This is a genomic window from Streptomyces sp. NPDC037126, assembly GCF_055605965.1.
This window is the reverse complement of the sequence record NZ_JBVJTD010000011.1, coordinates 1-25,186: the sequence shown is the minus strand read 5'-3', so window position 1 is coordinate 25,186 and position 25,186 is coordinate 1. Positions and strand designations below refer to the sequence as shown.

24 protein-coding genes and 1 pseudogene are annotated in these 25,186 nt (G+C 72.1%); 13 read left to right on the top strand and 12 right to left on the bottom strand.

Annotated elements, in window-relative coordinates:
* Positions 1-155 precede the first annotated feature (155 nt).
* The 5 genes from ACZ7FF_RS23650 to ACZ7FF_RS23630 all read right to left on the bottom strand — a co-directional run bounded on the left by ACZ7FF_RS23650 (position 156) and on the right by ACZ7FF_RS23630 (position 3,705).
* The gene (locus tag ACZ7FF_RS23650; protein WP_470814246.1) at positions 156-584 is read right to left on the bottom strand and encodes an ATP-binding protein; all 429 of its coding nucleotides are present in this window, start codon (positions 582-584) and stop codon (positions 156-158) included.
* Positions 585-706: 122 nt separating this feature from the next.
* A complete protein-coding gene (locus tag ACZ7FF_RS23645; RefSeq protein WP_470814461.1) occupies positions 707-1,117 on the bottom strand; it encodes a (deoxy)nucleoside triphosphate pyrophosphohydrolase in 411 nt (136 codons plus the stop codon).
* Positions 1,118-1,156: 39 nt separating this feature from the next.
* Complete coding sequence (locus tag ACZ7FF_RS23640; protein WP_392198713.1) at positions 1,157-1,348, bottom strand: SPOR domain-containing protein; 192 nt, start codon at positions 1,346-1,348, stop codon at positions 1,157-1,159.
* Between the two features lie 360 nt (positions 1,349-1,708).
* A complete protein-coding gene (locus ACZ7FF_RS23635; protein WP_470814245.1) occupies positions 1,709-2,461 on the bottom strand; it encodes a GntR family transcriptional regulator in 753 nt (250 codons plus the stop codon).
* Positions 2,462-2,610: 149 nt separating this feature from the next.
* Entirely contained in the window at positions 2,611-3,705 is a 1,095-nt protein-coding gene (locus tag ACZ7FF_RS23630; protein ID WP_470814244.1) for a DUF4190 domain-containing protein, read from the bottom strand.
* Positions 3,706-3,945: 240 nt separating this feature from the next.
* On the opposite strand from ACZ7FF_RS23630, the gene ACZ7FF_RS23625 reads away from it, so the two are divergent.
* Positions 3,946-4,422, top strand: coding sequence for a hypothetical protein (locus ACZ7FF_RS23625; protein WP_470814243.1), 477 nt, complete (start codon positions 3,946-3,948; stop codon positions 4,420-4,422).
* The gene (locus ACZ7FF_RS23620; RefSeq protein ID WP_470814242.1) at positions 4,422-5,693 is read left to right on the top strand and encodes a serpin family protein; all 1,272 of its coding nucleotides are present in this window, start codon (positions 4,422-4,424) and stop codon (positions 5,691-5,693) included. Before ACZ7FF_RS23625 ends, ACZ7FF_RS23620 begins: the two co-directional genes overlap by 1 nt.
* A 250-nt stretch (positions 5,694-5,943) precedes the next feature.
* On the opposite strand, the gene ychF is transcribed toward ACZ7FF_RS23620, so the two are convergent.
* Positions 5,944-7,032, bottom strand: coding sequence for a redox-regulated ATPase YchF (gene ychF, locus ACZ7FF_RS23615; protein ID WP_470814241.1), 1,089 nt, complete (start codon positions 7,030-7,032; stop codon positions 5,944-5,946).
* 187 nt (positions 7,033-7,219) lie between these two features.
* On the opposite strand from ychF, the gene ACZ7FF_RS23610 reads away from it, so the two are divergent.
* Positions 7,220-7,756: a DUF6542 domain-containing protein gene (locus ACZ7FF_RS23610; RefSeq protein WP_470814240.1), complete on the top strand. Its 537-nt coding sequence runs from the start codon at positions 7,220-7,222 to the stop codon at positions 7,754-7,756.
* An 18-nt stretch (positions 7,757-7,774) separates the two neighbouring features.
* Here the strand turns inward: ACZ7FF_RS23610 and ppgK are convergent, their stop codons facing one another.
* Both ppgK and ACZ7FF_RS23600 read right to left on the bottom strand, forming a co-directional pair.
* Positions 7,775-8,521 carry a polyphosphate--glucose phosphotransferase gene (ppgK, locus tag ACZ7FF_RS23605; RefSeq protein WP_470814239.1) on the bottom strand — a complete coding sequence of 249 codons (747 nt, stop codon included), beginning with the start codon at positions 8,519-8,521 and terminating at the stop codon, positions 7,775-7,777.
* Between the two features lie 29 nt (positions 8,522-8,550).
* Positions 8,551-9,567: a 4-hydroxy-3-methylbut-2-enyl diphosphate reductase gene (locus ACZ7FF_RS23600; RefSeq protein ID WP_470814238.1), complete on the bottom strand. Its 1,017-nt coding sequence runs from the start codon at positions 9,565-9,567 to the stop codon at positions 8,551-8,553.
* Between the two features lie 65 nt (positions 9,568-9,632).
* Here ACZ7FF_RS23600 and ACZ7FF_RS23595 point away from each other — a divergent pair, with 65 nt between their 5' ends.
* From ACZ7FF_RS23595 to ACZ7FF_RS23580, 4 genes are all read left to right on the top strand, one after another.
* Positions 9,633-10,997 (top strand): APC family permease, encoded by a 1,365-nt coding sequence (locus tag ACZ7FF_RS23595; protein ID WP_470814237.1) that lies wholly within the window; start codon positions 9,633-9,635, stop codon positions 10,995-10,997.
* Positions 10,998-11,087: 90 nt separating this feature from the next.
* Positions 11,088-12,296, top strand: a complete 1,209-nt coding sequence (gene xseA / locus ACZ7FF_RS23590; RefSeq protein WP_470814236.1) for an exodeoxyribonuclease VII large subunit — start codon at positions 11,088-11,090, stop codon at positions 12,294-12,296.
* A complete protein-coding gene (locus ACZ7FF_RS23585; protein WP_470814235.1) occupies positions 12,293-12,517 on the top strand; it encodes an exodeoxyribonuclease VII small subunit in 225 nt (74 codons plus the stop codon). The genes xseA and ACZ7FF_RS23585 overlap by 4 nt, the downstream gene beginning before the upstream one ends.
* Before the next feature lie 154 nt (positions 12,518-12,671).
* Entirely contained in the window at positions 12,672-13,262 is a 591-nt protein-coding gene (locus ACZ7FF_RS23580) for a malonic semialdehyde reductase (protein ID WP_470814234.1), read from the top strand.
* A gap of 75 nt (positions 13,263-13,337) precedes the next feature.
* Here ACZ7FF_RS23580 and ACZ7FF_RS23575 read toward each other — a convergent pair whose 3' ends face one another.
* Positions 13,338-13,865, bottom strand: a complete 528-nt coding sequence (locus ACZ7FF_RS23575) for a DUF4245 domain-containing protein (RefSeq protein WP_470814233.1) — start codon at positions 13,863-13,865, stop codon at positions 13,338-13,340.
* 127 nt (positions 13,866-13,992) lie between these two features.
* On the opposite strand from ACZ7FF_RS23575, the gene glpX reads away from it, so the two are divergent.
* Positions 13,993-15,027 carry a class II fructose-bisphosphatase gene (gene glpX, locus ACZ7FF_RS23570; RefSeq protein WP_470814232.1) on the top strand — a complete coding sequence of 345 codons (1,035 nt, stop codon included), beginning with the start codon at positions 13,993-13,995 and terminating at the stop codon, positions 15,025-15,027.
* A gap of 56 nt (positions 15,028-15,083) precedes the next feature.
* Here the strand turns inward: glpX and ACZ7FF_RS23565 are convergent, their stop codons facing one another.
* Both ACZ7FF_RS23565 and ACZ7FF_RS23560 read right to left on the bottom strand, forming a co-directional pair.
* Complete coding sequence (locus ACZ7FF_RS23565) at positions 15,084-15,461, bottom strand: WhiB family transcriptional regulator (RefSeq protein ID WP_470814231.1); 378 nt, start codon at positions 15,459-15,461, stop codon at positions 15,084-15,086.
* Between the two features lie 174 nt (positions 15,462-15,635).
* A complete protein-coding gene (locus ACZ7FF_RS23560; RefSeq protein WP_470814230.1) occupies positions 15,636-16,370 on the bottom strand; it encodes a DUF1707 SHOCT-like domain-containing protein in 735 nt (244 codons plus the stop codon).
* 248 nt (positions 16,371-16,618) lie between these two features.
* On the opposite strand from ACZ7FF_RS23560, the gene ACZ7FF_RS23555 reads away from it, so the two are divergent.
* The 5 genes and pseudogenes from ACZ7FF_RS23555 (at position 16,619) to ACZ7FF_RS23535 (ending at position 23,291) form a co-directional block, all read left to right on the top strand.
* Positions 16,619-18,292, top strand: coding sequence for a fumarate hydratase (locus ACZ7FF_RS23555; RefSeq protein WP_470814229.1), 1,674 nt, complete (start codon positions 16,619-16,621; stop codon positions 18,290-18,292).
* A 98-nt stretch (positions 18,293-18,390) separates the two neighbouring features.
* Positions 18,391-18,510, top strand: a pseudogene (locus tag ACZ7FF_RS23550) (Scr1 family TA system antitoxin-like transcriptional regulator); the annotation flags it as partial.
* 229 nt (positions 18,511-18,739) lie between these two features.
* The gene (locus ACZ7FF_RS23545; RefSeq protein ID WP_470814228.1) at positions 18,740-20,125 is read left to right on the top strand and encodes a class II fumarate hydratase; all 1,386 of its coding nucleotides are present in this window, start codon (positions 18,740-18,742) and stop codon (positions 20,123-20,125) included.
* Between the two features lie 83 nt (positions 20,126-20,208).
* Positions 20,209-20,898 carry a cytidylyl-2-hydroxypropylphosphonate hydrolase gene (fomD, locus tag ACZ7FF_RS23540; RefSeq protein ID WP_470814227.1) on the top strand — a complete coding sequence of 230 codons (690 nt, stop codon included), beginning with the start codon at positions 20,209-20,211 and terminating at the stop codon, positions 20,896-20,898.
* A gap of 296 nt (positions 20,899-21,194) precedes the next feature.
* A complete protein-coding gene (locus tag ACZ7FF_RS23535; RefSeq protein WP_470814226.1) occupies positions 21,195-23,291 on the top strand; it encodes a SpoIIE family protein phosphatase in 2,097 nt (698 codons plus the stop codon).
* Positions 23,292-23,349: 58 nt separating this feature from the next.
* Here ACZ7FF_RS23535 and ACZ7FF_RS23530 read toward each other — a convergent pair.
* A partial coding sequence (locus tag ACZ7FF_RS23530) for a transglycosylase domain-containing protein (RefSeq protein ID WP_470814225.1) occupies positions 23,350-25,186 on the bottom strand: 1,837 nt, incomplete at its 5' end.

Below are 25,186 nucleotides of genomic sequence, written 5' to 3'. Positions count from 1 at the left end.
TTTTTCGGACCGGTCCGTGACAACACTTCCACTCTTCTAACCAGGGAACACGCCGTCGAACCCCGCACCGCGGACCCGTTCCCGGCGCGGCTCGCGCGTCCGACGGCGCACCGGCGGACGTACACCCCCCTCAGCGCCCGCGGACGCCCCCCGTGTCACCCCGGTACCGCGAGTTCGAACCAGACGGTCTTCCCGCTCGCGCCGGGCCGGGTGCCCCAGCGACGCGAGGAGCCGGCGACCAGTTGGAGGCCGCGTCCGCTCTCGTCCTCCGGCCTGGCGACACGCTCGCGCGGCGGGTCCGGGAGCGGGTCGGAGACCTCCACCAGCAGCGAACCGTCGAGGTCGCCGGGCCGGACCAGGCGTACGCCGATGGGGCCGGTGGCGTGCCGAAGGGAGTTGGTGACGAGTTCGCTGACGAGCAGCGCGGCGAGGTCGGCGACGCAGTCGAGGTCCCAGCCGTGCAACTGGCCGCGGACCGCGGCGCGGGCGGCGCGCACGGCGCCCGGTTCCGCGGGAAAGGTCCACTCGACGCAGTCGCCTTCGGTGTCGATCACGCCGATCACTTCCCAGGACAGCGAGCCCACCCATGTCCGGTTTCGTGGGGTTAATGGGCACATACCCGATATCCGGTGGGCAGTACCGTCCGGGAGGGCGCACTGTGGCGCGAACGGCGTACGGGAGAGGCGCCCCGAAGGGGAGGCGGGCTTCAGCGGGCGTCGGTGATGAGGTGTGCGGCGGCCTCGCGCACGGCGGCCACGTCCTGGTCCAGCCAGGGCACGTCCCAGAGCTCGTCCGCCGTCAGCCAGCGCAGTTCGTCGTGGTCCTCCAGGGGCCGCGGCGCCGGCGATCCGGGGCGCAGCCGGGCGGTCCACACCTGCAGGACGTACGGCTCCCTCAGCGGCCACTGACCGGGCACGCGCTCGACGGTCTCGGCGTCCACGCCCAGTTCCTCACGCAGTTCGCGCACCAGGGCGTCCTCGGGATGCTCGCCCGTCTCCACCTTGCCGCCGGGCAGCTCCCAGCGTCCGGCCAGTTCGGCGGGCGCGCTGCGACGCGCGGCGAGCAGGCGGCCGGCGTCGAGCAGGGCGGCTCCCACCACCACGGTCCGTTCGGTCATCGGCGTCATGGGGCGGAGCCTACGGGAGTGCGGGTGCGGTCAGTTGTGGGTGCCGTCCCCGTTCTGCCCGATGCGTTCGACCCAGTAGAGCTGCTTGTGGCCACGGTCGTCGAAGCTGTCGGCGATCTTCTGGGCCTCGGCCCGGGTCGCGTACCGGCCGACGCGGTAGCGATTGCCGTTGTCGTCCTGCCGTATCACGATCCAGGGCAGGGAGACAGTGCCCTCACTCATCGCCCCCACCGCCCCCGTCACCCGTTCCGGCATCGCCCCACCCCCACTGAGCCCAGCCTAAGGAAACCGCAATCCGCATATGCCCGAGCGTACGCCCAACCTTCACGGAGCGAATACGCCTTTTCACAAAGAGGTACGCAACCAGCCAGAACGCCGGGGGCGCACGAGACCGAATGCGCCGTCGGAAGCGCCCCGGCCTCGCGTCGGGGGCATACCGGGGGGAACCGGGGCCACCTGCGAAAACGGCCGGAATGCAACGGCCTCGCGGGACCCGGGCGAGGCCGGGGGCGGGGGCACACCATCGAGTGACGGCCCGGGGTGTGCGCTACCTCACCCGGAGGGCGCACACGAGACCGGCCCTCATCTCACGGGCAGGTGGTACGCCACCCGGTACCGGTCGGCGGGAATCACCACGTCGGCGGTCTCCACCGGGCGCCCGGAGGCGTAGTACGTGCGCTGGATGACCAGGACCACATGGCCGGGGACGCCGCCGAGCGCGGCCAGTTCCTCGGCGAGGCCCGGGCGGGCGCCGACCTCCTCGGTGACGTTGTCCACGATGACGTCGATGGCCCGCATGCGCTCGACCACGCCCATGCCGCCGAGCGGCCCCTCCTCGGGCAGCATCACCGGGGTGCGGCCGATGACCGCGAGGGGCTCCCAGGAGGTGGAGAGCATCATCGGCTCACCGGCCTCGCGGTACAGGTACTTGGTGCGCATGACCCGGTCACCGGCCTTGATGCCGAGCCGCTCGGCGATGACGGCCCCCGCCTCGGCCTGCTCGCTGCTGGACTCCCAGGTGCCGCGCACCGAGGCGTCGGCCTGCTCCTGCCGGAAGGGCGTGGCACCGCCCGACGGGCGGTAACCGGAGCGGGCGACCCGCCGGGGCACGGGCCGTTCGCGCACATAGGTCCCCGAGCCGGACCGGCCCTCGACCAGCCCCTCGGCCATCAGCACCTTGCGGGCCTCCAGGGCGACGGTGTCCGAGACGCCGTACTCCTGGCGGATGCGGGCCTGCGAGGGGAGCCGGGTGTGGGGGGGCAGCGAACCGTCGACGATCTTCTTGCGGAGATCACCCGCGACACGCAGATACGCCGGCTGCTCACCGAAAGTCACTGGCCGCTCCCATCAGGTTGTACAGACAGCAACAGCGTGGCAACCGTGGGTTGTGCCAGGCAAGTGAAGGCCAGAGAATCACTCGAAGTGATGACAAGTGGTGCCTGGGGGCTTTACCCAGGCACTTTCTGCCCCGTATGGGCGGCCCCTCACACCTCCGCGCTCGTGTCGCCTCCACCACCGCCCGAGTCCGTGCCCCCGCCGTCCGCCGAGGGCGGGGTGGTGGCCAGGCCCAGGGACTTCCGCAAGGTGACCGCCCGGCGCGGGTCGAGCAGGCCGTAACCCGCCTCGAAGTGCGTGGAGAAGGCGTCCGCGTCCCCGGCCCGCGCGGCCTTCGCCCACTCGGCGCGCGCCCGGTCCAGATCGGCGGCCAGGCCGGTGACCTGCCCCCGGACCGCGCCGGGCCACCGGTGCGCCCGCAGGGACCCGGCCTGCTCGGCCAGCGCGGCCGACATCCGGCCCGCCCACGCCCGGTACCCCGGCAGGTCGTCCGTCACGTACTGGGCGTCCGGGGCGCTGTCCAGCGCCGTGTTGAGGACATGAGCGGCCTTCAGATAGGCCAGCTGGTCGCCGTCGAGCACGGTCGCGTCGTTGCGCAGCGAGCCGGTCAGGTTCCCGCCCTCGGTGGTGCTGCCGAACACGCAGGTGACCTCGCGGTCCCCGGCCGCCCAGCTGTCCTCGGTCGGCGTCAGCGAGTACACGTCGACGTCGTGCGGGACCGCCCAGGCGTCCATCGCGTAGCTGTCGCGCAGGCCGTAGCAGCGCTCGTCGGCGGTGTCCGCGACCGTGCCGCCCCCGGGGTAGCCGCCGCCGCTCAGCCGAAAGGAGGCGAACACCTCGCCGTCGTGCTCGCCGGAGCAGGGCACCCTGTGGACGCCGGAGGTCTCACCGGTCAGCGCACCACCCGGCGCATCGAAGCACTCGCCCTTGGACAGCGAGATGCTCGCGCCGTCGCGTGCGCCGTCCCTGACCCCGTGCCAGAAGCCGGCCGCACCGCCCGTGGCGAGCAGCAGCGCCCACAGCGCGAGCCCGATCCCGGACAGCACGGCGCCACCCACGGCCAGCCCCGTGCCCCGCTCGCCGCGCCTGCGGATCTGCCGCACCGCGACCAGCCCGAACACCAGGCCCGCGCCGGGCAGACAGCACAGCACGCCGAGCACGAGGGAGGCGACGGCGAGGCCGTTGACGGGGGCGGGGCGGTTGTACGGACGGTACCCCTGGGCCCACGGCCGGTAGGGCGGCAACCCGCCCGGGACACCCGCCTGTTGGGGGAACGGCGACGGCGCGTACGGCCCCTGCGGGCTCGCCGACGGTGGCTGATACGGCCCTTGTGGCTGATGGGGGCCGGAGGGCGGGGGTATGGACACCGGTACCGTGCTCCTGGGGGCGGACAGCGGCAGCCCGGACCGGCGGCCTCGGCCGGCGGCTGGACTGACGTACGACTGCGCATGGTAAGCGGGGCACGAACCGGGGGCGGAACGAGGATGGCGAGCAGAGTGGGCGGCACGGCCGCCCGGGCGGGGAACGCGCTGACCGCCCACTGGGCGGCCGGCACGGTCCTCTCGGCGACCGCTCACTGGGCGGCCGGCACACGCGACGGCTCGGTCCTCTCGACGGCCGGTGTCCGGGCGGCCGGCACGCGGGACGGCACGGCCCCCTCGGCGGCCGGCGTCCGGCCCCTGCCGACGTCGCCGGCCGACGGCTCGGCGGGCCCGTCCCGGGACGAACTGTCCGAGGCCCTCGGTCTGCCCGCCGCGGAGGCGTCCGCCGGGGCACGTGACCACCTCACCACACCGACGACCCTCCCCGGCACGGCGCCCGCCGTGGGCCTGTGGACCGAGCGGGCCCTGGAACTCGGGCCGGCTGTCGCCGTGGGACGGGGGACGGATCCGGTGCCGTATCCGGAGTACGACGAGGACGCGTACGGGCTCATGACCGAGCCGGAAGCGATCGAGGCCTGATGGCGCCGGCGGAAGCGGGCGGGGCCTCTTGGAAGGACGACGAGTTGAGCAAGGTGACCGCGGAGACGGTCCGTCGTGTGAACGGTCTGACGGCCCGCTGGGCGCAGGCCCTGCCCGAGGGCACGGTCTTCTCGGGGCCGGGTGTCTGGCCGCTGCTGGCCTTCCTGGCCGACGGCGCGGCGGGGCCGGCGCGGGCGGAGCTGGCCGGGGCGCTGGGCGTGCCCGCCGAGCAGGCGGCCGGGGCCGCGCGGGAGTTGCTGGCGGCGCTGGGGGCGGTGTCCGGGCTGGACGCCGCGCTCGGCCTGTGGACGCACCACGGTCTCCCTCTGCGGGAGGAGTGGCGGGCCGGGCTGCCGGCCGGCACCCACGGGGTGTTCGGGGACGACCTCGTCACCGCGCAGGAGCGGCTGGACGCCTGGGCGGCGGAGCGGACCGGCGGGCTGGTCGAGCGCATGCCGGTGACGCTGACCCGGGAGTCGCGGATGGTGCTGGCCGGCGCGCTCGCGCTGCGCACCACCTGGCGGCAGCCCTTCACGGAGCTGCCGCTCAGGCCGGAGACCGGTCCCTGGCAGGGCCGTACCCTGCGCGGGCTGCACCGGCGCAGCGTGCGGCCGGACCGGGTCGGCGTGACGGGCACCCCGCACGGCTTCCTCACCGCGCTGACGGTGCCCGGCGACAACGGGATCGACGTCCATCTGCTGCTCGGCGAGGAGCACATGACGCCGGGCCAGGTGCTGGCCGCCGGGGTGGACGTCGTCCAGCGCACGCTCCCGCTCACGCCGGGCGGCGCCCTGCCGCACGGGCACGTCGGCCCCGGCCTGCACGTCGAGCAGCAGCCGGCCGTCGCCCCGGAGCCGACGGCGCTGGACGTGCGCACCGTGGCGTACGAGGTGCGCGCCGACCACGACCTGCTCGCGTCGGCCGACCTGTTCGGCCTCTCGGCCGCCATGGACGACCGGTTCGGTCACTTCCCCGGTCTGAGCGACTACCCGCTGACCGTCGGGGAGGCCCGGCAGTCGGCCGTGGCCCAGTTCGGCGCGCTCGGCTTCCGAGCGGCGGCGGTGACGGCCGTCATGGCGGCCCCGGGCAGCGGGCCGCCCCAGTACCGCTACGAGACCAGGGTCGTCCGGGTCGCCTTCGACCGCCCCTTCGGCTTCCTCGCCGTCGACCGCGAGTCCCGCCTGGCGCTGACGGCGGGCTGGGTGACGGAACCGGCACCCTCCCCGATGCGGGGCTTCGCCGGAACGGCCCCGCCGCCCCCGACGGTCTGACGCACGCGGGACAGTGGCCGGGAGAGGGGCGGGCGCGGTACGCCGAGGCGGAGGAATCCATGGCACACCGGCGGGACCTGCGACGAGACCAAACGAGTAGGAAAAGCGCCACGCCTGGATCTGCGCGGCGCCCCGGAGTCGCGAAGAAGGCGTAAACCCAGCACGGGACATCACAAAGGGCCCGACCCCGAAGAGTCGGACCCTTTCTGACCTGCATGTTCAGATCAGCGACGTGGTGGTATGTCACCCGCTACACGTTGAACCGGAACTCCACCACATCCCCGTCCTGCATCACGTAGTCCTTGCCCTCCATGCGGGCCTTGCCCTTGGCTCGGGCCTCGGTGACGGAGCCGGTTTCGACGAGGTCGCCGAAGGAGATGACCTCGGCCTTGATGAAGCCCTTCTGGAAGTCGGTGTGGATGACACCGGCCGCCTCGGGGGCCGTGGCGCCCTTCTTGATGGTCCAGGCGCGGGACTCCTTGGGGCCGGCCGTCAGGTAGGTCTGCAGACCGAGGGTGTCGAAGCCGACGCGGGCGAGGGTGGCGAGGCCCGGCTCGTCCTGGCCGACCGACTGGAGCAGCTCCAGGGCCTCCTCCTCGTCCAGCTCGGCAAGGTCCGCCTCCAGCTTGGCGTTCAGGAAGATCGCCTCGGCCGGGGCGACCAGGGCGCGCTGCTCGTTCTTGAACTCCTCGTCGACCAGCTCGTCCTCGTCGACGTTGAAGACGTAGAGGAACGGCTTGGTGGTGAGCAGGTGGAGGTCGTGCAGGAGCTCGTTGCGCTCGGTGCCCTGGACGATGCCGTGCGCGAAGAGCGTGTCGCCCTTCTCCAGGATCTCCTTGGCCTCCTCGACCGCCTTGACCTTGGGCGCGATGTCCTTCTTGATCCGGGACTCCTTCTGGAGCCGGGGCAGGACCTTCTCGATCGTCTGCAGGTCGGCGAGGATCAGCTCGGTGTTGATCGTCTCGATGTCGTCCTTCGGCGAGACCTTGCCGTCGACGTGGACGACGTTCTCGTCCTTGAAGGCGCGGATGACCTGGCAGATCGCGTCGGACTCCCGGATGTTCGCGAGGAACTTGTTGCCCAGGCCCTCACCCTCGGAGGCACCGCGCACGATGCCGGCGATGTCCACGAAGTCGACGGTGGCCGGAAGGATGCGCTCCGACTTGAAGATCGACGCCAGCTGGGCGAGACGGCCGTCGGGGACGCCGACCACGCCGACGTTCGGCTCGATCGTGGCGAACGGGTAGTTGGCCGCCAGCACGTCGTTCTTGGTCAGGGCGTTGAACAGGGTCGACTTGCCGACATTGGGCAGGCCGACGATTCCGATCGTGAGCGACACGTTGCGACTTCCCGTGGATGAGAGGGCCAGGAGCTAGGGGCTGCGGGGCCAGGGAGACACTGGCCGATCCACCAGTCTACGGCGTTCCGGCCGGCGTCCTCCCGGGAGCGTGGGGCGTCCGGCCAAGCTCCGCGCATCGGCGTGTCTGGGTGGTGATTCGGCACATAAGCAGACCTAAGTTGGTCCAATGGAGCAACACAGCGCGCGACCCCCGTACGACGGACGGCGACGTGGCACACCGCCCGCCCACCTGCCGCCGCAGGCCCGGCGCGGGCCGGAGGGGCCCCGGGCGGGACGCTCCGTACGGCGGGTGCGGGCCGCACGTCCGGCGTCGCCGGGCCGGGGTCCGGCGAACCCCAGGCTGACGGGGCTCGGCAGCGGGCTCTTCTGCGTGGCGGCCATGTTCCTGCTCGGCTGCCTGGACCGGTTACTCCTCGGCGGGTCGCTTCCGGTGTACGGCGTGCTGTTCCTGCCGGTGTGCGGGGTCACCGCCCTGTGGGTGCGTGTCGGGGACGCGCTGACCGCCCCCGTGGTCGTGCCGATCGCGTTCGCCGTCGGGCTGCTCACCGTCGCGGGCGGCGGCGGGCTGCTCGGCAGTCTGATGGGGCTGGTCACCGGGCTCGCCACGCAGGCCGGCTGGCTGTACGGGGGGACGCTCGCCGCCGGCCTGATCGTGCTCGTACGCCGGGTGCTGTGGGCGCGGCGGCGCCGGGGGCGGACCTGAGCGGCGGCCGGGACCGCCCTAGGCCTGCTGCGCCGCTCTCATCGCCGCTCCCACGATCCCCGCGTTGTTCTGCAGCTGCGCGGGCACGATCCCGGCCTTGACGCCCTGGATGTGGTGCAGGAACTTGTCGGCCTTGCGGCTCACCCCGCCGCCGATGATGAACAGCTCCGGGGAGAACAGCATCTCCACGTGGGCCAGGTACTTCTGGACGCGGTGCGCCCACTGCTCCCAGCTCAGCCCGTGGTCCTCCTTGGCCTTGCTGGAGGCCCGCTTCTCGGCGTCGTGGCCGCCCAGTTCCAGGTGGCCCAGCTCGGTGTTGGGGACCAGGACGCCGTCCACGAAGACGGCGCTGCCGATGCCGGTGCCGAAGGTGAGCAGGATGACCGTGCCCCTGCGGTCCCGGCCGGCGCCGAACTGCATCTCGGCGACACCCGCCGCGTCCGCGTCGTTGACGACGGTCACCGGCAGGCCGCCCAGCCTGCCGCCGAACAACGCGCGCGCGTCGGTGTCGATCCAGCTCCTGTCGACGTTCGCCGCCGTGCGGATCATGGCGCCGCCGGTGACCACTCCGGGAAAGGTCAGGCCCACCGGACCCGTCCAGCCGAAGTGGTCGATCACCTGCTTGACCCCGTCGGCCACGCCGTCGGGCGTCGCCGGGTGCGGGGTGAGCACCTTGCACCGCTCCTGGGCCAGATCGCCCTTGTCCAGGTCCACAGGGGCACCCTTGATCCCGGATCCGCCGATGTCCACGCCGAAGATCTGCATGGCTCCACGTTACGACGGGCGACTGACGGTCACGCCTCGGAACTGCCGGTTCCGCCGCGCTCGGCCGCCAGGGCCGCCGCTTCCTCGCGCAGGTCGCGGCGCAGCTCCTTGGGCAGCGAGAAGGTGATCGACTCCTCGGCGGCCTTGACGATCTCCACGTCCCCGTAGCCGCGCTCGCCGAGCCACTCCAGGACCTGCTCGACCAGCACCTCGGGTACGGAGGCGCCGGAAGTGACACCGACGGTCGTCACGCCCTGGAGCCACGCCTCGTCGATCTCGGCGGCGAAGTCCACCAGGTAGGCCTCGCGGGCGCCGGCGAGCTTGGCGACCTCGACCAGCCGCTTGGAGTTGGAGGAGTTGCGCGAGCCGACGACGATGACCAGCTCGGCCTCGGCGCCCATCTGCTTCACCGCGAGCTGACGGTTCTGCGTGGCGTAGCAGATGTCGTCGCTGGGCGGGGAGACGAGCCCCGGGAACTTCGTCTTCAGGGCGTCGACGGTCTCCATGGTCTCGTCGACGGAGAGGGTGGTCTGGGAGAGCCAGACGACCTTCGACGGGTCGCGGACCTCGACCTTGGCGACGTCCTCGGGGCCGTCGACCAGCTGGATGTGGTCGGGGGCCTCGCCGGAGGTGCCGATGACCTCCTCGTGGCCCTCGTGCCCGATCAGGAGGATGTCGTAGTCCTCGTTGGCGTACCGGACGGCCTCCTTGTGGACCTTGGTGACCAGGGGGCAGGTGGCGTCGATGGTGGCGAGACGGCCCTGTGCGGCCTCGTCGTGCACGACCGGGGCGACGCCGTGCGCCGAGAACATGACGATGTTGCCGGGCGGCACCTCCTCCGTCCGCTCGACGAAGACGGCGCCCTTCTTCTCCAGGGTCTGCACGACGTACTTGTTGTGGACGATCTCGTGCCGGACGTAGATCGGGGCACCGTACTGTTCCAGGGCCTTCTCGACGGCGATCACGGCGCGGTCCACGCCGGCGCAGTAGCCACGGGGGGCGGCGAGCAGGACACGGCGGCCAGGCGAAGCGGTCATGCGTCCCATCGTAAGGCCGCGTTCGGCGGCGCCGGGATCGCGTGCCCAGACCCCCGCGGGGAAAACTGGGACTTATGTCCGACACCGGAACGGCCGCCTCCGCGACCGGGGCGCACGACGGGCTGCGGCGCGGTCTGGGTGTCCGGGATCTCGTGGTCTACGGGCTGCTGTTCATCGCGCCGATGGCGCCCGTCGGGGTGTTCGGCACGCTGGACGCCAGGTCGCACGGCGCGGTGGCGCTGGTGTACGTGGTGGCGACGGTCGCCATGGGGTTCACCGCGTTCAGCTACGCGCAGATGGTGCGGGTCGTCCCCCGGGCGGGTTCGGTGTTCGCCTACGCGCGCGCGGGGCTCGGGAAAGGGGCCGGGTTCGTCGCGGGCTGGATGGTGATGCTGGACTACGTGCTCATCCCGGCGGTGGCCTACCTCTTCTCCGGGATCGCGATGAACGCGCTGGTCCCGGGGGTGTCCCGGTGGGTGTGGACCGCGCTGGCCGTCGTCGTCACCACCCTGCTGAACCTCTGGGGCGTACGGGCCGCCGCGCGCGCGGGTCTCCTCGTGCTGGCGCTGGAGATCGCCGTCCTGCTGGTGTTCGTGGTGTCCGCGGTCGTGGTGCTGGCGCGGGACGGGGCGGCGCGCGGTGTGCTCACGCCGCTGTCGGGCGACGGCACGCAGGGCGCGTTCGCGCCGTCCGCGGTGATCGGCGCGGTGTCGGTCGCGGTGCTGTCGTACCTGGGGTTCGACGCGATCGCCACGTTCGCGGAGGAGGTCACCGGGGGCTCGGAAAGGGTGGCCCGGGCGCTGCTGTTCTGCCTGGCGCTGGCCGGGGTGCTGTTCGTGGCGCAGACGTACCTGGTCGCGCTGCTGGAGCCGGTCACGTCCGCGGGGCTGGCGCACGATCCCGCCCGGCAGGGCCCGGCCTTCTACGACGCCGTGGACGCCTCGGTCGGCGCGTGGCTGCACGACCTGGTGGCGGTGAGCAAGGCCGTCGGGGCCGCGTTCGCCGCACTGGCGGGGCAGGCGGCGGCCGGGAGGCTGCTGTTCGCGATGGGACGGGACCGGCGGCTGCCGCGTGCGCTGGCGCGGACGGACGGCGGCGTGCCGAGGGTCGCGCTGCTGGTCTCGGCGGTGGTCACGCTGGTCGCGGCGGGGTGGGCCGCCCGGCGGGGCGACGGGCTGGACAGGCTGGTGTCGGTCGTCGACATCGGCGCGCTCACGGCGTTCACGCTGCTGCACGCGAGCGTGGTGGGGTACTTCGCGGTGCGCCGCGGCGCCGGGCCGGTCAGCTGGTGGCGGCATGTGCTGGTGCCGGTGCTGGGGGCGGCGATCACGGTGGCGGTGATCGTGGCGGCGTCCGGGGCGGCGCAGCTGGTGGGCGCGGGCTGGCTGGTGGTGGGGCTGCTGGTGCTGGCGGCGCAGCGCGGGCGTCCCGTCTCGTAGGAGGTGTGCGCGCGGCCGGCGCCTCCCGCCGCGGTCCCGGGCCCGGTGGCGTGCTGCCGCGCTGTCGGTGCCCGCCGCTAGGCTCGCCGCATGGCAGCGAACACCTCCCCCGAAGCCCCGCTCCCCGTCGGCGAGGTCTCCCGGCTGATCGGTGGCTGGATCGACCGGCTCGGGGCGGTGTGGGTCGAGGGGCAGATCACGCAGTTGTCGCGGCGGCCCGGCGCGGGTGTCGTGTTCCTGACGCTGCGCGATCCGTCGCACGACATCTCCGTCAGCGTGACCTGCTACCGGCAGGTGTTCGACGCCGTCGCGGACGTCGTCGGCGAGGGCGCCCGGGTCGTCGTGCTGGCCAAGCCCGAGTGGTACGCGCCCCGGGGGCAGCTGTCCCTGCGGGCCGCCGAGATAAGGCCGGTCGGCGTCGGTGAGCTGCTGGCGCGGCTGGAGCAGCTGAAGAAGGCGCTGCGGGCGGAGGGGCTCTTCGCGCCGGAGCGCAAGAAGCCGCTGCCGTTCCTGCCGCAGCTGATCGGGCTGGTCTGCGGGCGGGCCTCGGCCGCGGAGCGGGACGTGCTGGAGAACGCCCGGCACCGCTGGCCCGCCGTCCGCTTCGAGGTGCGCAACGTCGCCGTGCAGGGTGTGCACGCCGTCCCGCAGGTCGTGCAGGCGGTGAAGGAACTGGACGAGATCGAGGACGTGGACGTCATCATCGTCGCGCGCGGCGGCGGCAGCGTGGAGGACCTGCTGCCGTTCTCCGACGAGCAGCTGGTGCGGGCGGTGGCGCAGTGCCGTACGCCCGTCGTGTCCGCGATCGGGCACGAGCCGGACAACCCGCTGCTGGACCATGTCGCCGACCTGCGGGCCTCGACCCCGACCGACGCGGCGAAGAAGGTCGTGCCGGACGTGGGCGAGGAGTCCGAGCGGGTGCGGATGCTCCGGGACCGCGCCCGGCGCTGTGCGAACGCGTTCGTGGAGCGCGAGGAGCGGGGCCTGGCGCACGCGCTGGCCCGGCCCTCGATGGAGGATCCGCACCGGATGCTCGACGAGCGCGCCGACCACGTGGCCTCCCTGGCCGAGCGGGGCCGGCGCACCCTCGGGCATCTGCTGGACCGCGCGGACTCCGAGCTGACGCACACGCACGCGCGCGTGGTGGCCCTCTCCCCCGCGGCGACGCTGAAGCGCGGCTACGCGGTGCTGCAGCACTCCGACGGCCATGTGGTGCGCGGTGCGGACGAGGTGACTCAGGGCGAGGCGCTGCGGGCGCGCGTCGCCGACGGTGAATTCACGGTGAAGGTGGGCGAATGACCGGCAAGGTGGAAGAGGCGCTGTCGTACGAGCAGGCGCGCGACGAGCTGATCGAGGTCGTACGGCGGCTGGAGGCGGGCGGTACGACGCTGGAGGAGTCCCTGGCCCTGTGGGAGCGCGGCGAGGAGCTGGCCAAGGTGTGCCGGCGCTGGCTGGAGGGGGCACGGGCCCGCCTCGACGCGGCCCTCGCCGAGGAGGATTCCGAGGAGGACGGCGAGTAGGCGGGGCGGATTCGAGGGGGACGGCCGGACGCGCGCGGGCTGTGAAGAGGATCACCACACCCCGCTTTTTGTTGAATGTTAAACCTCGCCTCGCGTAGGGTCGGTCGCGTAAGCCGGTCCGCGAGGACCGGACGCGCGTCCGAGGAAGTCACGCATGTCTCTCGTTCTTGACCCCGCCGCCCAGGACCTGCTGTTCCGCGAGGCCCGTACCGCGAACACCTTCACCGACGAGCCGGTGACCGAGGAGCAGGTCCGGGCCATCTACGACCTGGTCAAGTACGGCCCCACCGCCTTCAACCAGACCCCGCTGCGCATCACCCTGGTCCGCTCCCCGGAGGCCCGCGAGCGCCTGGTGCAGCACATGGGCGAGGGCAACCGGCCCAAGACCGCCACCGCCCCGCTGGTCGCGATCCTCTCCGCGGACAACGAGTTCCACGAGGAGCTGCCGGCCCTGTTCCCGCACTTCCCGCAGGCCAAGGACATGTTCTTCGGCGAGCGTCCGGTCCGTGAGGCCTCCGCCACCCTGAACGACGCCCTCCAGGCCGCGTACTTCATCATCGGCGTCCGCGCCGCGGGCCTGGCGGCCGGCCCGATGACCGGCCTCGACTTCGAGGGCGTCCGCAAGGAGTTCCTGGACGACGACCACACCCCGCTGATGGTCGTGAACATCGGCAACCCGGGCCCGGACGCCTGGTTCCCGCGCTCCCCGCGGCTGGCGTACGAGGACGTCGTCACCACCGTCTGAGCGGCACGCGTCCGAGCAGCACGGAAAGAGGCCCCCGGCAGCGCCGGGGGCCTCTTCGCGTACGCGCGGGAGCGGCTAGCGCGTCTTCAGCGCCGCCGCCATCCTGGTCAGCTCGTCGAAGGACGCCGTGCCGGCCACCACCGTGGTGGAGCCGGGCGTGCCCTCCAGTACGAGGGCGTCGTAACGGCCGCCGGTGTAGCGGGTCCAGGTGCGGTCACCGATCCGCTCGGTCCGCTTCGTCGCCGACCCGCCCTGGCTGGCCTGGTCGATGAACTCGGAGCGCTTCTGCGCGGACTGCTCGACCTGCACGTACTGGGCGTCCGGCGTCTGGAAGCCCAGGTGCCAGCGGTCGCCGCTGTCGCCCTGGAAGCGTACGGAGGTCGCTTTCCAGGTACTCGGCAGGCCCTCGGGCGCCGCCACCGGATAGCTCGCCGCCCGGCGGGCCGTGAGCAGCTCGACCCGGTAGTCGACCCGCTGGAGGTCGGGAGCGTGATCGTCGTGCGGGATGGTGAGGAAGTAGACGACCGCCGCCGCGATGCCGATCAGGGCCAGGGAGAGGATCATGTCCCTGGCCGTCTTCTGCTTGCCGTTCGAACCTGCCACGCTCCCTATCGTCGCAGGTGCCCCGAGCGCTCATCCGTGGGGTCCCCTGCTCATTTTGTCGGCTCAACGATAGAGTCAGGGGCAATACCCTCATCCGGCCGTCGTCGTATCAGAAAGGTGCGCTCCGATGACCGAAAATCATCACCTTCCGTCCGAGCTCGATGTTCCCGCCGAGGCTCCCGACCGCAACCTCGCCCTGGAACTCGTCCGGGTGACCGAAGCCGCGGCGATGGCCGCGGGGCGCTGGGTGGGGCGCGGCGACAAGAACGGCGCCGACGGCGCCGCGGTGCGCGCCATGCGGACCCTCGTCTCCACCGTCTCGATGAACGGCGTCGTCGTCATCGGTGAGGGCGAGAAGGACGAGGCCCCGATGCTCTTCAACGGGGAGCACGTGGGCGACGGGACCGGCCCCGAGGTCGACATCGCCGTCGACCCGATCGACGGCACCACGCTCACGGCCAAGGGCATGCCGAACGCGATCGCCGTCCTGGCCGCCGCGGAGCGCGGCGCCATGTTCGACCCGTCCGCCGTGTTCTACATGGACAAGCTGGTCACCGGCCCCGAGGCCGCGGACTTCGTCGACATCGACGCGCCCGTGGCCGTCAACATCAAGCGCATCGCCAAGGCCAAGAAGTCCAAGCCCGAGGACGTCACCGTCGTCATCCTCGACCGGCCCCGGCACGAGCGTCTGATCAGGGAGGTCCGGGAGGCCGGCGCGCGCATCAAGCTCATCTCCGACGGCGATGTCGCCGGCTCCGTCTACGCGCTGCGCGAGGGCACGGGCGTCGACCTGCTGCTCGGCATCGGCGGTACGCCGGAGGGCATCATCTCGGCCTGCGCCGTGAAGTGCCTGGGCGGCACCATCCAGGGCAAGCTGTGGCCCAAGGACGACGAGGAGCGGCAGCGCGCCATCGACGCCGGGCACGACCTGGACCGCGTGCTCACGACCGACGACCTGGTGTCCGGCGAGAACGTCTTCTTCGTGGCCACCGGCATCACCGACGGCGAGCTGCTGCGAGGCGTGCGGTACCGGTCGGAGACCGCGCTGACCGAGTCGATCGTGATGCGGTCGAAGTCCGGCACGGTGCGCCGGATCGACTCCGAGCACCGGCTGCGCAAGCTGCGGGCCTACAGCGCGGTCGACTTCGACCGGGCCAAGTAGCGCAGGCCGCGAAGAGGGCGTCCCCGGTGCGGAGGGGGCGCCCTCTTCGCGCTTCGCTAGCCCGCTATGCGGTCGGCCGTCGTCGCCTGGGCCGTCTTCTTCAGCTCCATCTCCCGGCGGCGGCGCCTGGCCAGGACCACACGGCGCTCCGCCGCGGTGAGGCCGCCCCAGACGCCGTACGGCTCGGGCTGGAGAAGCGCGTGCTCGCGGCACTCGACCATGACCGGACAGCGGGCGCACACGCGCTTGGCCGCCTCCTCTCGGGACAGCCGCGCGGCGGTGGGCTCCTTGGACGGGGCGAAGAACAGACCCGCCTCGTCGCGCCGGCACACCGCCTCGGTGTGCCAGGGCGCGTCCTGATCCCTGTCCCGTGCCGGCCCCCGCTGGGCCGGAACGGCGGCTACCTGCAGGGACGAATGCAGCGGTTGCAGCACGGTCTACTCCTGACGACGGCTTCGCGAGCGAGAGACGATGCAGCAAGCCCTACCCGCTGTACGCGCGCCTATGCACAGCGTTCCCAAAGGCAGGCGCGCGGAGGCTCGTTCGCGCCCCCGGACCGGCGCAGGGGCAGGACCCGGCCGCTCCGTTTACCGGCGGATTCGCGACCGTCAACGGTCCAGGTGTTTGCGCAGCTTCCTGTCGACCTTGTCCTGTACACGTTCGAGCTTCCGGTCGACCCTGCTCTGCACCCGCTCCAGGATGTCGGACACCCGCTTGCCGCGCTTGGGCCGCGCCTCCACGTTGCCGAGCACGGCCCAGCCGTCGACGTAGACGACCGGGGCGTCGGACTCGACCGAGTCCAGGGTGTCCACCTCGAAGTTGCCGAGGACGCCGCCGCCGGTGCCGCGCAGCGACACGTTCTCCGGGACACGGATCTGGATGTCGCCGAAGACCGAGACGGCCTTGATCACGACCTGCTGGTACTCGAAGATCGCCTCGCTGAGGTCGATCTCCACGCTGCCGAAGACCGAGTACGCGTGCAGCCTGCGCCCCGCGCGCCAGCGGCCCCTGCGCACCGCGCTGCTGAAGACGGCGACGACGTTGGCGTCGGCCTCGTCCGGGATCGCGCCGGCCGCCGGGCGGGGCGGCACGGCGGTGTAGGCGGGGGCGGCCCGGCGCTGGTGGGCGGCCGGCAGGTCCTGGATGAAGACCTCCAGCTCGCCCACCGTCTTGGCGCTCAGCACGCCGTCCACGCGCTCGGCGTGCTCGTCGGCGGTCAGCCGGCCCTCGGCGAGGGCCTCGCGGAGGATGTCGGCGACCCGGTCGCGGTCGGCGTCCGAGGCGCGCAGTTCGGAGACGCTCGGTGCGGCGTCCTGGGTTCGGGCGGGCTTCTGAAGGTCCACGACAGCAGCGTACCGAAACGCGATAGATCGCGACTAGGGGTCGGGGCGGTCCCGGGCGTGTCGACGCGCCGCCCCACCCCCTCACCGGCCTGGCGTCACCTCCGATCCACCGGTTCCCGCACCCACTGAGCCCCACCTCACACGCACTGAGCCTCACCTCACAGGATCCGTGCCCGCGGCAGGTTCTAGGCTGGTGAGGCCCGCCAGCGTCGGCGGGCGCCGTCCGTCAGAGTGAGGAATGGGCTGCGATGCCTGAGTTCGCGTACACCGATCTGCTCCCCCAGGGAGAGGACACCACCCCCTACCGCCTGGTGACGTCCGAGGGCGTCTCCACGGTCGAGGGTCCCGACGGGCGGACGTTCCTCAAGGTGGAGCCGGAGGCGCTGCGCAAGCTCGCCGAGGAGGCGGTCCACGACATCCAGCACTACCTGCGCCCGGCCCACCTCGCCCAGCTGCGCCGCATCATCGACGACCCCGAGGCGTCGGGCAACGACAAGTTCGTCGCGCTCGACCTGCTGAAGAACGCGAACATCGCGGCCGCCGGCGTGCTCCCGATGTGCCAGGACACCGGCACGGCGATCGTCATGGGCAAGCGCGGCCAGAACGTCCTCACCGAGGGCGCGGACGAGAAGCACCTGTCGCACGGCATCTTCGACGCCTACACGAAGCTGAACCTGCGCTACTCGCAGATGGCTCCGCTCACCATGTGGGAGGAGAAGAACACCGGCTCCAACCTCCCCGCCCAGATCGAGCTGTACGCGACCGACGGCGGCGCCTACAAGTTCCTGTTCATGGCGAAGGGCGGCGGCTCCGCCAACAAGTCCTTCCTGTACCAGGAGACGAAGGCCGTCCTGAACGAGGCCTCCATGATGAAGTTCCTGGAGGAGAAGATCCGTTCGCTCGGTACGGCCGCCTGCCCGCCGTACCACCTCGCGATCGTGGTCGGCGGCACGAGCGCCGAGTTCGCGCTGAAGACCGCGAAGTACGCCTCCGCGCACTACCTGGACGAGATCCCCGCCGAGGGCTCGCCGCTCGGCCACGGCTTCCGGGACAAGGAGCTGGAGGAGAAGGTCTTCGAGCTGACCCAGAAGATCGGCATCGGCGCCCAGTTCGGCGGCAAGTACTTCTGCCACGACGTCCGCGTGGTCCGCCTCCCCCGGCACGGCGCGTCCTGCCCGGTCGCCATCGCCGTGTCCTGCTCGGCCGACCGTCAGGCCGTCGCGAAGATCACGGCCGAGGGCGTCTTCCTGGAGCAGCTGGAGACCGACCCCGCGCGCTTCCTGCCGGAGACCACCGACGAGCACCTCGACGAGTCCTCCGACGTGGTGCGGATCGACCTCAACCAGCCGATGGACACGATCCTCGCCGAGCTGACCAAGTACCCGGTGAAGACCAGGCTGTCCCTCACCGGCCCGCTGGTCGTGGCCCGCGACATCGCGCACGCCAAGATCAAGGAGCGGCTCGACGCGGGCGAGGAGATGCCGCAGTACCTGAAGGACCACCCGGTGTACTACGCGGGCCCGGCGAAGACCCCCGAGGGCTACGCCTCCGGTTCCTTCGGCCCGACCACGGCCGGCCGGATGGACTCCTACGTGGAGCAGTTCCAGGCCGCGGGCGGCTCCAAGGTGATGCTCGCCAAGGGCAACCGCAGCAAGCAGGTCACCGACGCGTGCGACGCGCACGGCGGCTTCTACCTCGGTTCCATCGGCGGCCCCGCCGCCCGTCTCGCCCAGGACTGCATCAAGAAGGTCGAGGTCCTCGAGTACGAGGAGCTGGGCATGGAGGCCGTCTGGAAGATCGAGGTCGAGGACTTCCCGGCCTTCGTCGTCGTCGACGACAAGGGCAATGACTTCTTCACTTCGCGGGAACCTGAGCAGCCGACGTTCACCAGCATCCCGGTGCGGGGTCCTGGCCTGGCCTGACTCCCCTAAGAGCCTCACAGACCCCTCGGCGTCGCCGGGGGGTCTGCTGCTGTCCCTGGGCGGCGCTATGAGTCCCCCGCTCCCGTGGCTCAAAGGTCATGGCCGGGCAACTGGGCCATCTGCTGTCGATCATGTCCTTGCCGGCCGTCTCCCTCGGCGTCGTGCCGTGCAGCGCCTCCCGGCACATGTGGCCGCTGGAAACCTTCTCGATCTACGACAGCACGCAAGGTGAGGCGTTCGACGTGTTCGGCGGCAACGGCATGCTGTCGGTGTTCCACGACTCGGATGATTTGTTGGGAACGACGGCTGAAGGGGCGGACGCTCCGCCTCACGTTCACGTCGCCCCCGGTCCGCGGTCCCGGGCCGGCCTGGGCCCCGCGGGGATCGGGACGCCCCGGACGGCCCAACGCCCGGAACATCCGCACCCTGCCGGTCGCTGTACAGGGCATGAGCGAATACCGCATCGAGCACGACTCCATGGGCGAGGTCCGGGTCCCGGCGCATGCCAAGTGGCGGGCGCAGACGCAGCGGGCCGTCGAGAACTTCCCCGTGTCGGGGCAGCGCCTGGAGCGGGCGCACATCGAGGCGCTGGCGCGGATCAAGGCGGCCGCGGCGAAGGTGAACGCCGAACTCGGAGTGCTGGACAAGGACGTGGCGGAGGCCGTCCAGGAGGCGGCCGCGGAGGTCGCCGCCGGGAAGTGGGACGAGCACTTCCCGGTGGACGTGTTCCAGACGGGTTCGGGGACGTCGTCCAACATGAACACCAACGAGGTCGTCGCGACGCTGGCGAGCGAGCGGCTCGGCCGGGACGTGCACCCGAACGACCACGTCAACGCCTCGCAGTCGTCCAACGACGTCTTCCCGTCCTCGATCCACATCGCCGCCACCGCGGCGGTCACGCACGACCTGATCCCGGCCCTGGAGCACCTGGCCGGCGCCCTCGCGCGCAAGGGCGAGGAGTTCGCCGACGTCGTGAAGTCCGGGCGCACGCACCTGATGGACGCGACACCGGTGACGCTCGGACAGGAGTTCGGCGGTTACGCGGCCCAGGTGCGGTACGGCGTCGAGCGGCTGCGCGCCTCGCTGCCCCGGCTGGCCGAGCTGCCGCTGGGCGGCACCGCGGTCGGCACCGGCATCAACACGCCGCCCGGCTTCTCCGCCGCCGTCATCAAGGAGGTCGCCCGGGTCACCGGGCTGCCGCTCACCGAGGCCCGCGACCACTTCGAGGCGCAGGGCGCCCGGGACGGGATCGTGGAGACCAGCGGACAGCTCAGGACCATCGCGGTCGGCCTGACGAAGATCGCCAACGACCTGCGGTGGATGTCGTCGGGACCGCGCACGGGCCTCGCCGAGATCCGGCTGCCCGACCTCCAGCCGGGCTCGTCGATCATGCCGGGGAAGGTCAACCCGGTGGTGCCCGAGGCGGTGCTGATGGTCGCCGCCCAGGTCGTCGGGAACGACGCGACCATCGCCACCGCGGGTGCGGCCGGCAACTTCGAGCTGAACGTCATGCTCCCGGTCATCGCCAAGAACGTCCTGGAGTCGGTCCGGCTGCTCGCCAACGTCTCGCGGCTGCTCGCCGACCGGACCGTCGACGGCATCACCGCCGACCGCGAACGGGCCCGCGAGTACGCCGAGTCGTCGCCGTCCGTGGTGACCCCGCTCAACAAGTACATCGGCTACGAGGAGGCCGCGAAGGTGGCCAAGAAGTCCCTCGCGGAGCGGAAGACCATCCGGCAGGTCGTGCTGGAGGGCGGGTACGTGGAGCGCGGCGACCTGACCCTGGAGCAGCTCGACGAGGCACTGGACGTCCTGCGCATGACGCGCCCGTGACGACGGGCGAATCTTTCCGGCCACCGCCGGGAACCGTGACGGGCGCCGCAGCGTCGTGTGCCTGCGGCACCTAATATCTGTGCATGACGGACGACGGAGCGGTGGGACGGGTGACGGCGGGACCTGCTACGTACTGGGCACCGGGCAGTCAGATCCTGTGGCGGTACCGGGAGAACGCGGGCGAGCACTTCCACATCGCCCGGCCCGTCACCGTCGTACGGGACGACGAGGACCTGCTCGCGGTGTGGCTGGCACCCGGCACCGAGTGCGTGCGGCCGGTCCTGGCCGACGGCACGCCCGTGCACCTGGAGCCGCTGGAGTCCCGCTACACCAAGCCGCGCGGGGTGCGGCGGGACCGCTGGTTCGGCACCGGCGTGCTGAAGCTGGCCCAGCCCGGCCGGCCCTGGTCGGTGTGGCTGTTCTGGGAGCCGGACTGGCGGTTCAAGAACTGGTACGTCAACCTGGAGACGCCCCTGGCCCGTTGGGCGGCCGGGGTGGACTCGGAGGACCACTTCCTGGACATCACGGTGAACCCCGACCGCAGTTGGGACTGGCGGGACGAGGACGAGTTCGCGCAGGCACAGCGGGACGGCCTGATGGACGCGCAGACCGCCGAGCGGGTCCGGGCCGCCGGGCACGCCGCGGTGGACGCGATCCGCTCCTGGGGGCCGCCGTTCTCGGACGGCTGGCAGCACTGGCGCCCGGACCCGTCCTGGGCGGTACCGTCACTCCCCGAGGACTGGGACCGTACGCCTGCGCACGTGTCCTCATGAGACCCTTGATGCGCCCCCGGGCAAGAAACGTAGGATCGTCCTCCGCAAGGGCGCTCAGGAGCAGCAACTCCCGGTGCATGCGCCGGGCTTGACCGAACGTCACCGAGGGGCGGCCATAACGTGAACGTGGGGCATCAGGGCAACACCGCCGGCCGCGCAGGTCTCGCCGGTGGCACGGAACCAACCTCTGACCACGCGGAAATTTCGTTCCTGGGACACGTATTGCGGGTATCGGGACTTCTGCGGGACCACCTGCGCGCCCGTCGCGCAGCCCCGGACGGATGGATGCGACACGCGTGACGGAGCAGCCCACCTCCTTCGAGCGCCCCAAGCCGGGCGCCGACCCCGCGGAGACCCGCGGGGCGCTCGTGCGTACCCCGAAGCAACCGGGGACGCCCGCCTTACCCGTGCAGGCCAGGGCCGACGGGACGCCCTCCGGGCGGAGCACGGCCACGCCTCGTGGCAAGGGAAAGGACGGCAAAGGGAAGGAGCCCCCAGTCAACGGCCCCGAGCACTCCCAGCCCGCCACCGCCGAACCCGGCGCCGCCCATCGCCCGCGCCCCGCGCCGGAGACCATCCCGCCGCAGCCCGGTGCCGACCAGGAGCGGACGCCGGGCGGTCAGGAGCGCCGTACCGGGCGGGGACTGCCGCCGGGGCGGCCGATGCCGATGCGGCGTGACGGGGACCGGCTGCGGTTCGTGGGCGCGGCCACCCGGCGGATCGCCCGCGGTCTGGACCTGGACGAGATCGTGATGGGCCTGTGCCGGGCCACCGTGCCGACGTTCTCGGACGCGATCCTGGTCTACCTGCGCGATCCGCTGCCGGTCGGCGACGAGCGGCCCACCGGACCGGTGGTGCTGCGGCTGCGCCGCACCGACCGCATCCCGGAGGAGCGGGACACCGACGGGGTGCTGCTGCCCCCCGCCTTCGAACCGGAGCCGGAGACCACCGCGCTGGCGGAGCTGTCGTCGCTGACGACCGAGCTGTGCGAGGTGCGGCCCGGCGGCGCGCTGAACGAGGTGCTGCGCGGGGTGCGGCCGGTGTTCGCGGACGCGCCCGCCGCCCGGTCCGCGCTGCCCGAACTGCTGGGCGACGGCGCGGAGGCGCTCGTACCGACCGGGCAGCACGCGATCCTCGCGCCGCTGCGCGGCCGGCGCCGGGTGATCGGCGCGGCCCTGTTCCTGCGCCGTCCGGAGCGGCTCGCCTTCGAGGCGGACGACCTGCTGGTGGCCGCGCAGCTGGCCACGCACAGCGCGCTCGGCATCGACAAGGCGGTGCTGTACGGCCGGGAGGCCTACATCGCCGACGAGCTGCAGCGCACCATGCTGCCGGAGACCCTGCCCCGCCCGACCGGGGTGCGGCTCGCCTCCCGGTACCTGCCGGCCGCGGAGACCGCCCGGGTCGGCGGCGACTGGTACGACGCGATCCCGCTGCCCGGCAGCCGGGTGGCGCTGGTCGTCGGCGACGTCATGGGTCACTCCATGACCTCGGCGGCGATCATGGGCCAGCTGCGCACCACCGCGCAGACCCTGGCCGGGCTCGACCTGCCCCCGCAGGAGGTGCTGCACCACCTGGACGAGCAGGCGCAGCGCCTGGGCACCGACCGCATGGCGACCTGCCTGTACGCGGTGTACGACCCGGTCACGCACCGGATCACGATCGCCAACGCCGGCCATCCGCCGCCCGTGCTGCTGCACCTGGGCGGCCGGGCCGAGGTGCTGCGGGTGCCGCCGGGCGCGCCGATCGGCGTCGGCGGGGTGGACTTCGAGGCGGTCGAGCTGGACGCGCCCGCCGGGGCGACCCTGCTGCTGTACACCGACGGCCTGGTGGAGTCCCGGCTGCGGGACGTGTGGACCGGCATAGAGCAGCTGCGCGAACGGCTCGCCGCCACCGCGCAGTTGACCGGCCCGGACCATCCGCCGCCGCTGGAAGCCCTGTGCGACGAGGTGCTGGACATGCTCGGCCCCGGCGACCGGGACGACGACATCGCGCTGCTCGCGGCCCGCTTCGACGGGATCGCGCCGAGCGACGTCGCCTACTGGACGCTGGAGCCGGAGGACTCGGCCCCGGGCCAGGCCCGCAGGCTGGCCCGTCGCGCGCTCGCCCGCTGGGACCTGGAGGACCTGACGGACTCGGTGGAGCTGCTGGTCAGCGAGGTCGTGACGAACGCCGTGCGGTACGCGTCCCGGCCGGTGACGCTGCGGCTGCTGCGCACGCACGTGCTGCGCTGCGAGGTCGGCGACGACGTGCCGCAGCTGCCGCGCCTGCGCCAGGCCCGGGCCACCGACGAGGGCGGGCGTGGCCTGTACCTGGTCAACAGACTGGCCCGGCGCTGGGGTGCGACCCGGCTGAGCACCGGCAAGGTGGTGTGGTTCGAGCTGAACCGCGGCTGAGGTCCGCGCGAACACGAAGGGCGCCCGGCGTTTGCCGGGCGCCCTTCGTGTTCGCGCCCTACTGGGCGCCGGGGTCGAGCGGGTCCTGCGGGGTGGTGTCGTCCGAGGGGCCGGTCGCCGGCGGCGACGACGACGTGGTCGCCGGGGGCGAGGACGACTGGCTCGGCGGCGGGGACGAGGAGTGGCTCGGCGGCGGCGAGGACGAGTGGCTCGCGGACGGCGACGACGAGTGGCTCGGGGACGGCGAGTTCGACAGGCTCGGGGACGACGACGCGGACGGCGGCGGCTGGACGGCCGCGCCCTGCGTGGTGTCCAGGTCGAACTTGCTGACGTCGCCCATCGCGCCGAAGGTGTACTCGGCCCAGATCTTCGCCGGGTAGCTGCCGCCGTTGACGCGGCCGCCGCCGGCGGTGATGAGGCCAGTGGCGCCCGTCAGCGGCACCTGCGCGTGGGTCTTGGCGTCCTCGCCGAACAGGCCGACCGAGGTGACCAGGCCGGGCGTGTAGCCGGTGAACCAGGCCGACTTGTTGTTGTCGGACGTACCCGTCTTGCCGGCGACCTGCTGGCCGTCGCGCGCCGGGTTCCTCGCCACCGAGTCCTTGGCCGTACCGTCGTCGACCACGCCGGTGAGCACGGAGGTGACCGTGTCGGCGGCCTGGCGGCTGATCACCTGGTCGCCGATCGGGTCCGGGATGGTGACCGAACGGTCCTTGTGCTCCACCGACTTGATGATCGCCGGGGTGACCTTCCTACCGTGGTTGTCGAGGGTCGCGTAGATGCCGGCCATCTCCAGCGGGCTCGCGCCCATGGAACCCAGGGTCTGCGCGGGGACCGCCTGCATGCCCTTGGTGTCCATGCCGAGCTTGCCGGCGACGCCCATCACCTTCTCCATGCCCACGTCGACGCCCATCTGCGCGAAGACCGAGTTGACGGAGGCGTCCATGGCGGTCTGCACGGTGATGGGCCCGTAGTTGTGATCGTCCTCGTTCGGCGGGCCGAAGCCGACCTTGGCGCCGTGGTCCAGGACCTGACGGCCGCTCGTGCCGTCGTAGATCGTGTTCGGGACGATGGCCCGGCCGTCCTGCGTCTGGGCGCCCCCGTCGAGGGCGGCGGCGAGGATGACCGGCTTGAAGGTGGACGCGGGCTGGTAGTCGTCGCGGGTCGCGTTGTTGGTGTAGTGCTTGAAGTAGTCCGCGCCGCCGTACATGGCGAGGACCTTGCCGGTCCTCGGGTCGACGGACACGGCACCGGGCTGGACGTTGCCGTCCACGCGGCGCGTCTTGGGGTTCAGCAGGCTGGTCAGCTGGGACTTGACGGCCTGCTCCAGCTGGGTCTGCTTCTTCTTGTCGATGTTGAGGGTGATGGTCCAGCCGCCCTTTTTCACCAGCGCCTCGGCGTCACCGACGTCTGCGGCGCTGCCCTGGGCGACCAGCTGCCTCTCCAGTGACGCGTTGGCCGCGTCCACCAGGTAGCCGGTCTGTCCCTGCATGCCGGGCGCCGCCTTGGGGGCCTTCGGTACCGGGAACGTCATGGCCTGGCGCTTGTCCGCGTCCAGCCAGTGCTGCTTGACCATGTTGTCCAGCACGTAGTTCCAGCGGGCCTTCGCCAGTTGCTTGCCGGTCGGGGTCGCGGCGGCCCAGTCGTACTGGTTCGGCGCCTGCAGCAGCGCGGCGAGGTAGGCGCCCTGCTCGACCGTGAGGTCCTTGGCGTCCTTGCGGTAGTACGCCTGCGCCGCGGCCTGGATGCCGTAGGCGCCGCGGCCGTAGTAGCTGGTGTTGATGTAGCCGGCCAGGATGTAGTCCTTGGACTTCTGGCGGTCCAGCTTCAGCGAGATGACCAGTTCCTTCAGCTTGCGCGAGACGGTCTGGTTCTGGTCCAGGTAGTAGTTCTTGACG

Bases quoted from the DNA above. Each gene is read 5' to 3' on its own strand.
- ACZ7FF_RS23645 (WP_470814461.1), bottom strand. From the start codon at position 1,117: ATGACCGAACGGACCGTGGTGGTGGGAGCCGCCCTGCTCGACGCCGGC.
- ACZ7FF_RS23640 (WP_392198713.1), bottom strand. From the start codon at position 1,348: ATGAGTGAGGGCACTGTCTCCCTGCCCTGGATCGTGATACGGCAGGAC.
- ACZ7FF_RS23625 (WP_470814243.1), top strand. From the start codon at position 3,946: ATGGCGAGCAGAGTGGGCGGCACGGCCGCCCGGGCGGGGAACGCGCTG.
- ACZ7FF_RS23620 (WP_470814242.1), top strand. From the start codon at position 4,422: ATGGCGCCGGCGGAAGCGGGCGGGGCCTCTTGGAAGGACGACGAGTTG.
- ACZ7FF_RS23610 (WP_470814240.1), top strand. From the start codon at position 7,220: ATGGAGCAACACAGCGCGCGACCCCCGTACGACGGACGGCGACGTGGC.
- ppgK (WP_470814239.1), bottom strand. From the start codon at position 8,521: ATGCAGATCTTCGGCGTGGACATCGGCGGATCCGGGATCAAGGGTGCC.
- ACZ7FF_RS23600 (WP_470814238.1), bottom strand. From the start codon at position 9,567: ATGGGACGCATGACCGCTTCGCCTGGCCGCCGTGTCCTGCTCGCCGCC.
- ACZ7FF_RS23595 (WP_470814237.1), top strand. From the start codon at position 9,633: ATGTCCGACACCGGAACGGCCGCCTCCGCGACCGGGGCGCACGACGGG.
- xseA (WP_470814236.1), top strand. From the start codon at position 11,088: ATGGCAGCGAACACCTCCCCCGAAGCCCCGCTCCCCGTCGGCGAGGTC.
- ACZ7FF_RS23585 (WP_470814235.1), top strand. From the start codon at position 12,293: ATGACCGGCAAGGTGGAAGAGGCGCTGTCGTACGAGCAGGCGCGCGAC.
- ACZ7FF_RS23580 (WP_470814234.1), top strand. From the start codon at position 12,672: ATGTCTCTCGTTCTTGACCCCGCCGCCCAGGACCTGCTGTTCCGCGAG.
- glpX (WP_470814232.1), top strand. From the start codon at position 13,993: ATGACCGAAAATCATCACCTTCCGTCCGAGCTCGATGTTCCCGCCGAG.
- ACZ7FF_RS23555 (WP_470814229.1), top strand. From the start codon at position 16,619: ATGCCTGAGTTCGCGTACACCGATCTGCTCCCCCAGGGAGAGGACACC.
- ACZ7FF_RS23545 (WP_470814228.1), top strand. From the start codon at position 18,740: ATGAGCGAATACCGCATCGAGCACGACTCCATGGGCGAGGTCCGGGTC.
- fomD (WP_470814227.1), top strand. From the start codon at position 20,209: ATGACGGACGACGGAGCGGTGGGACGGGTGACGGCGGGACCTGCTACG.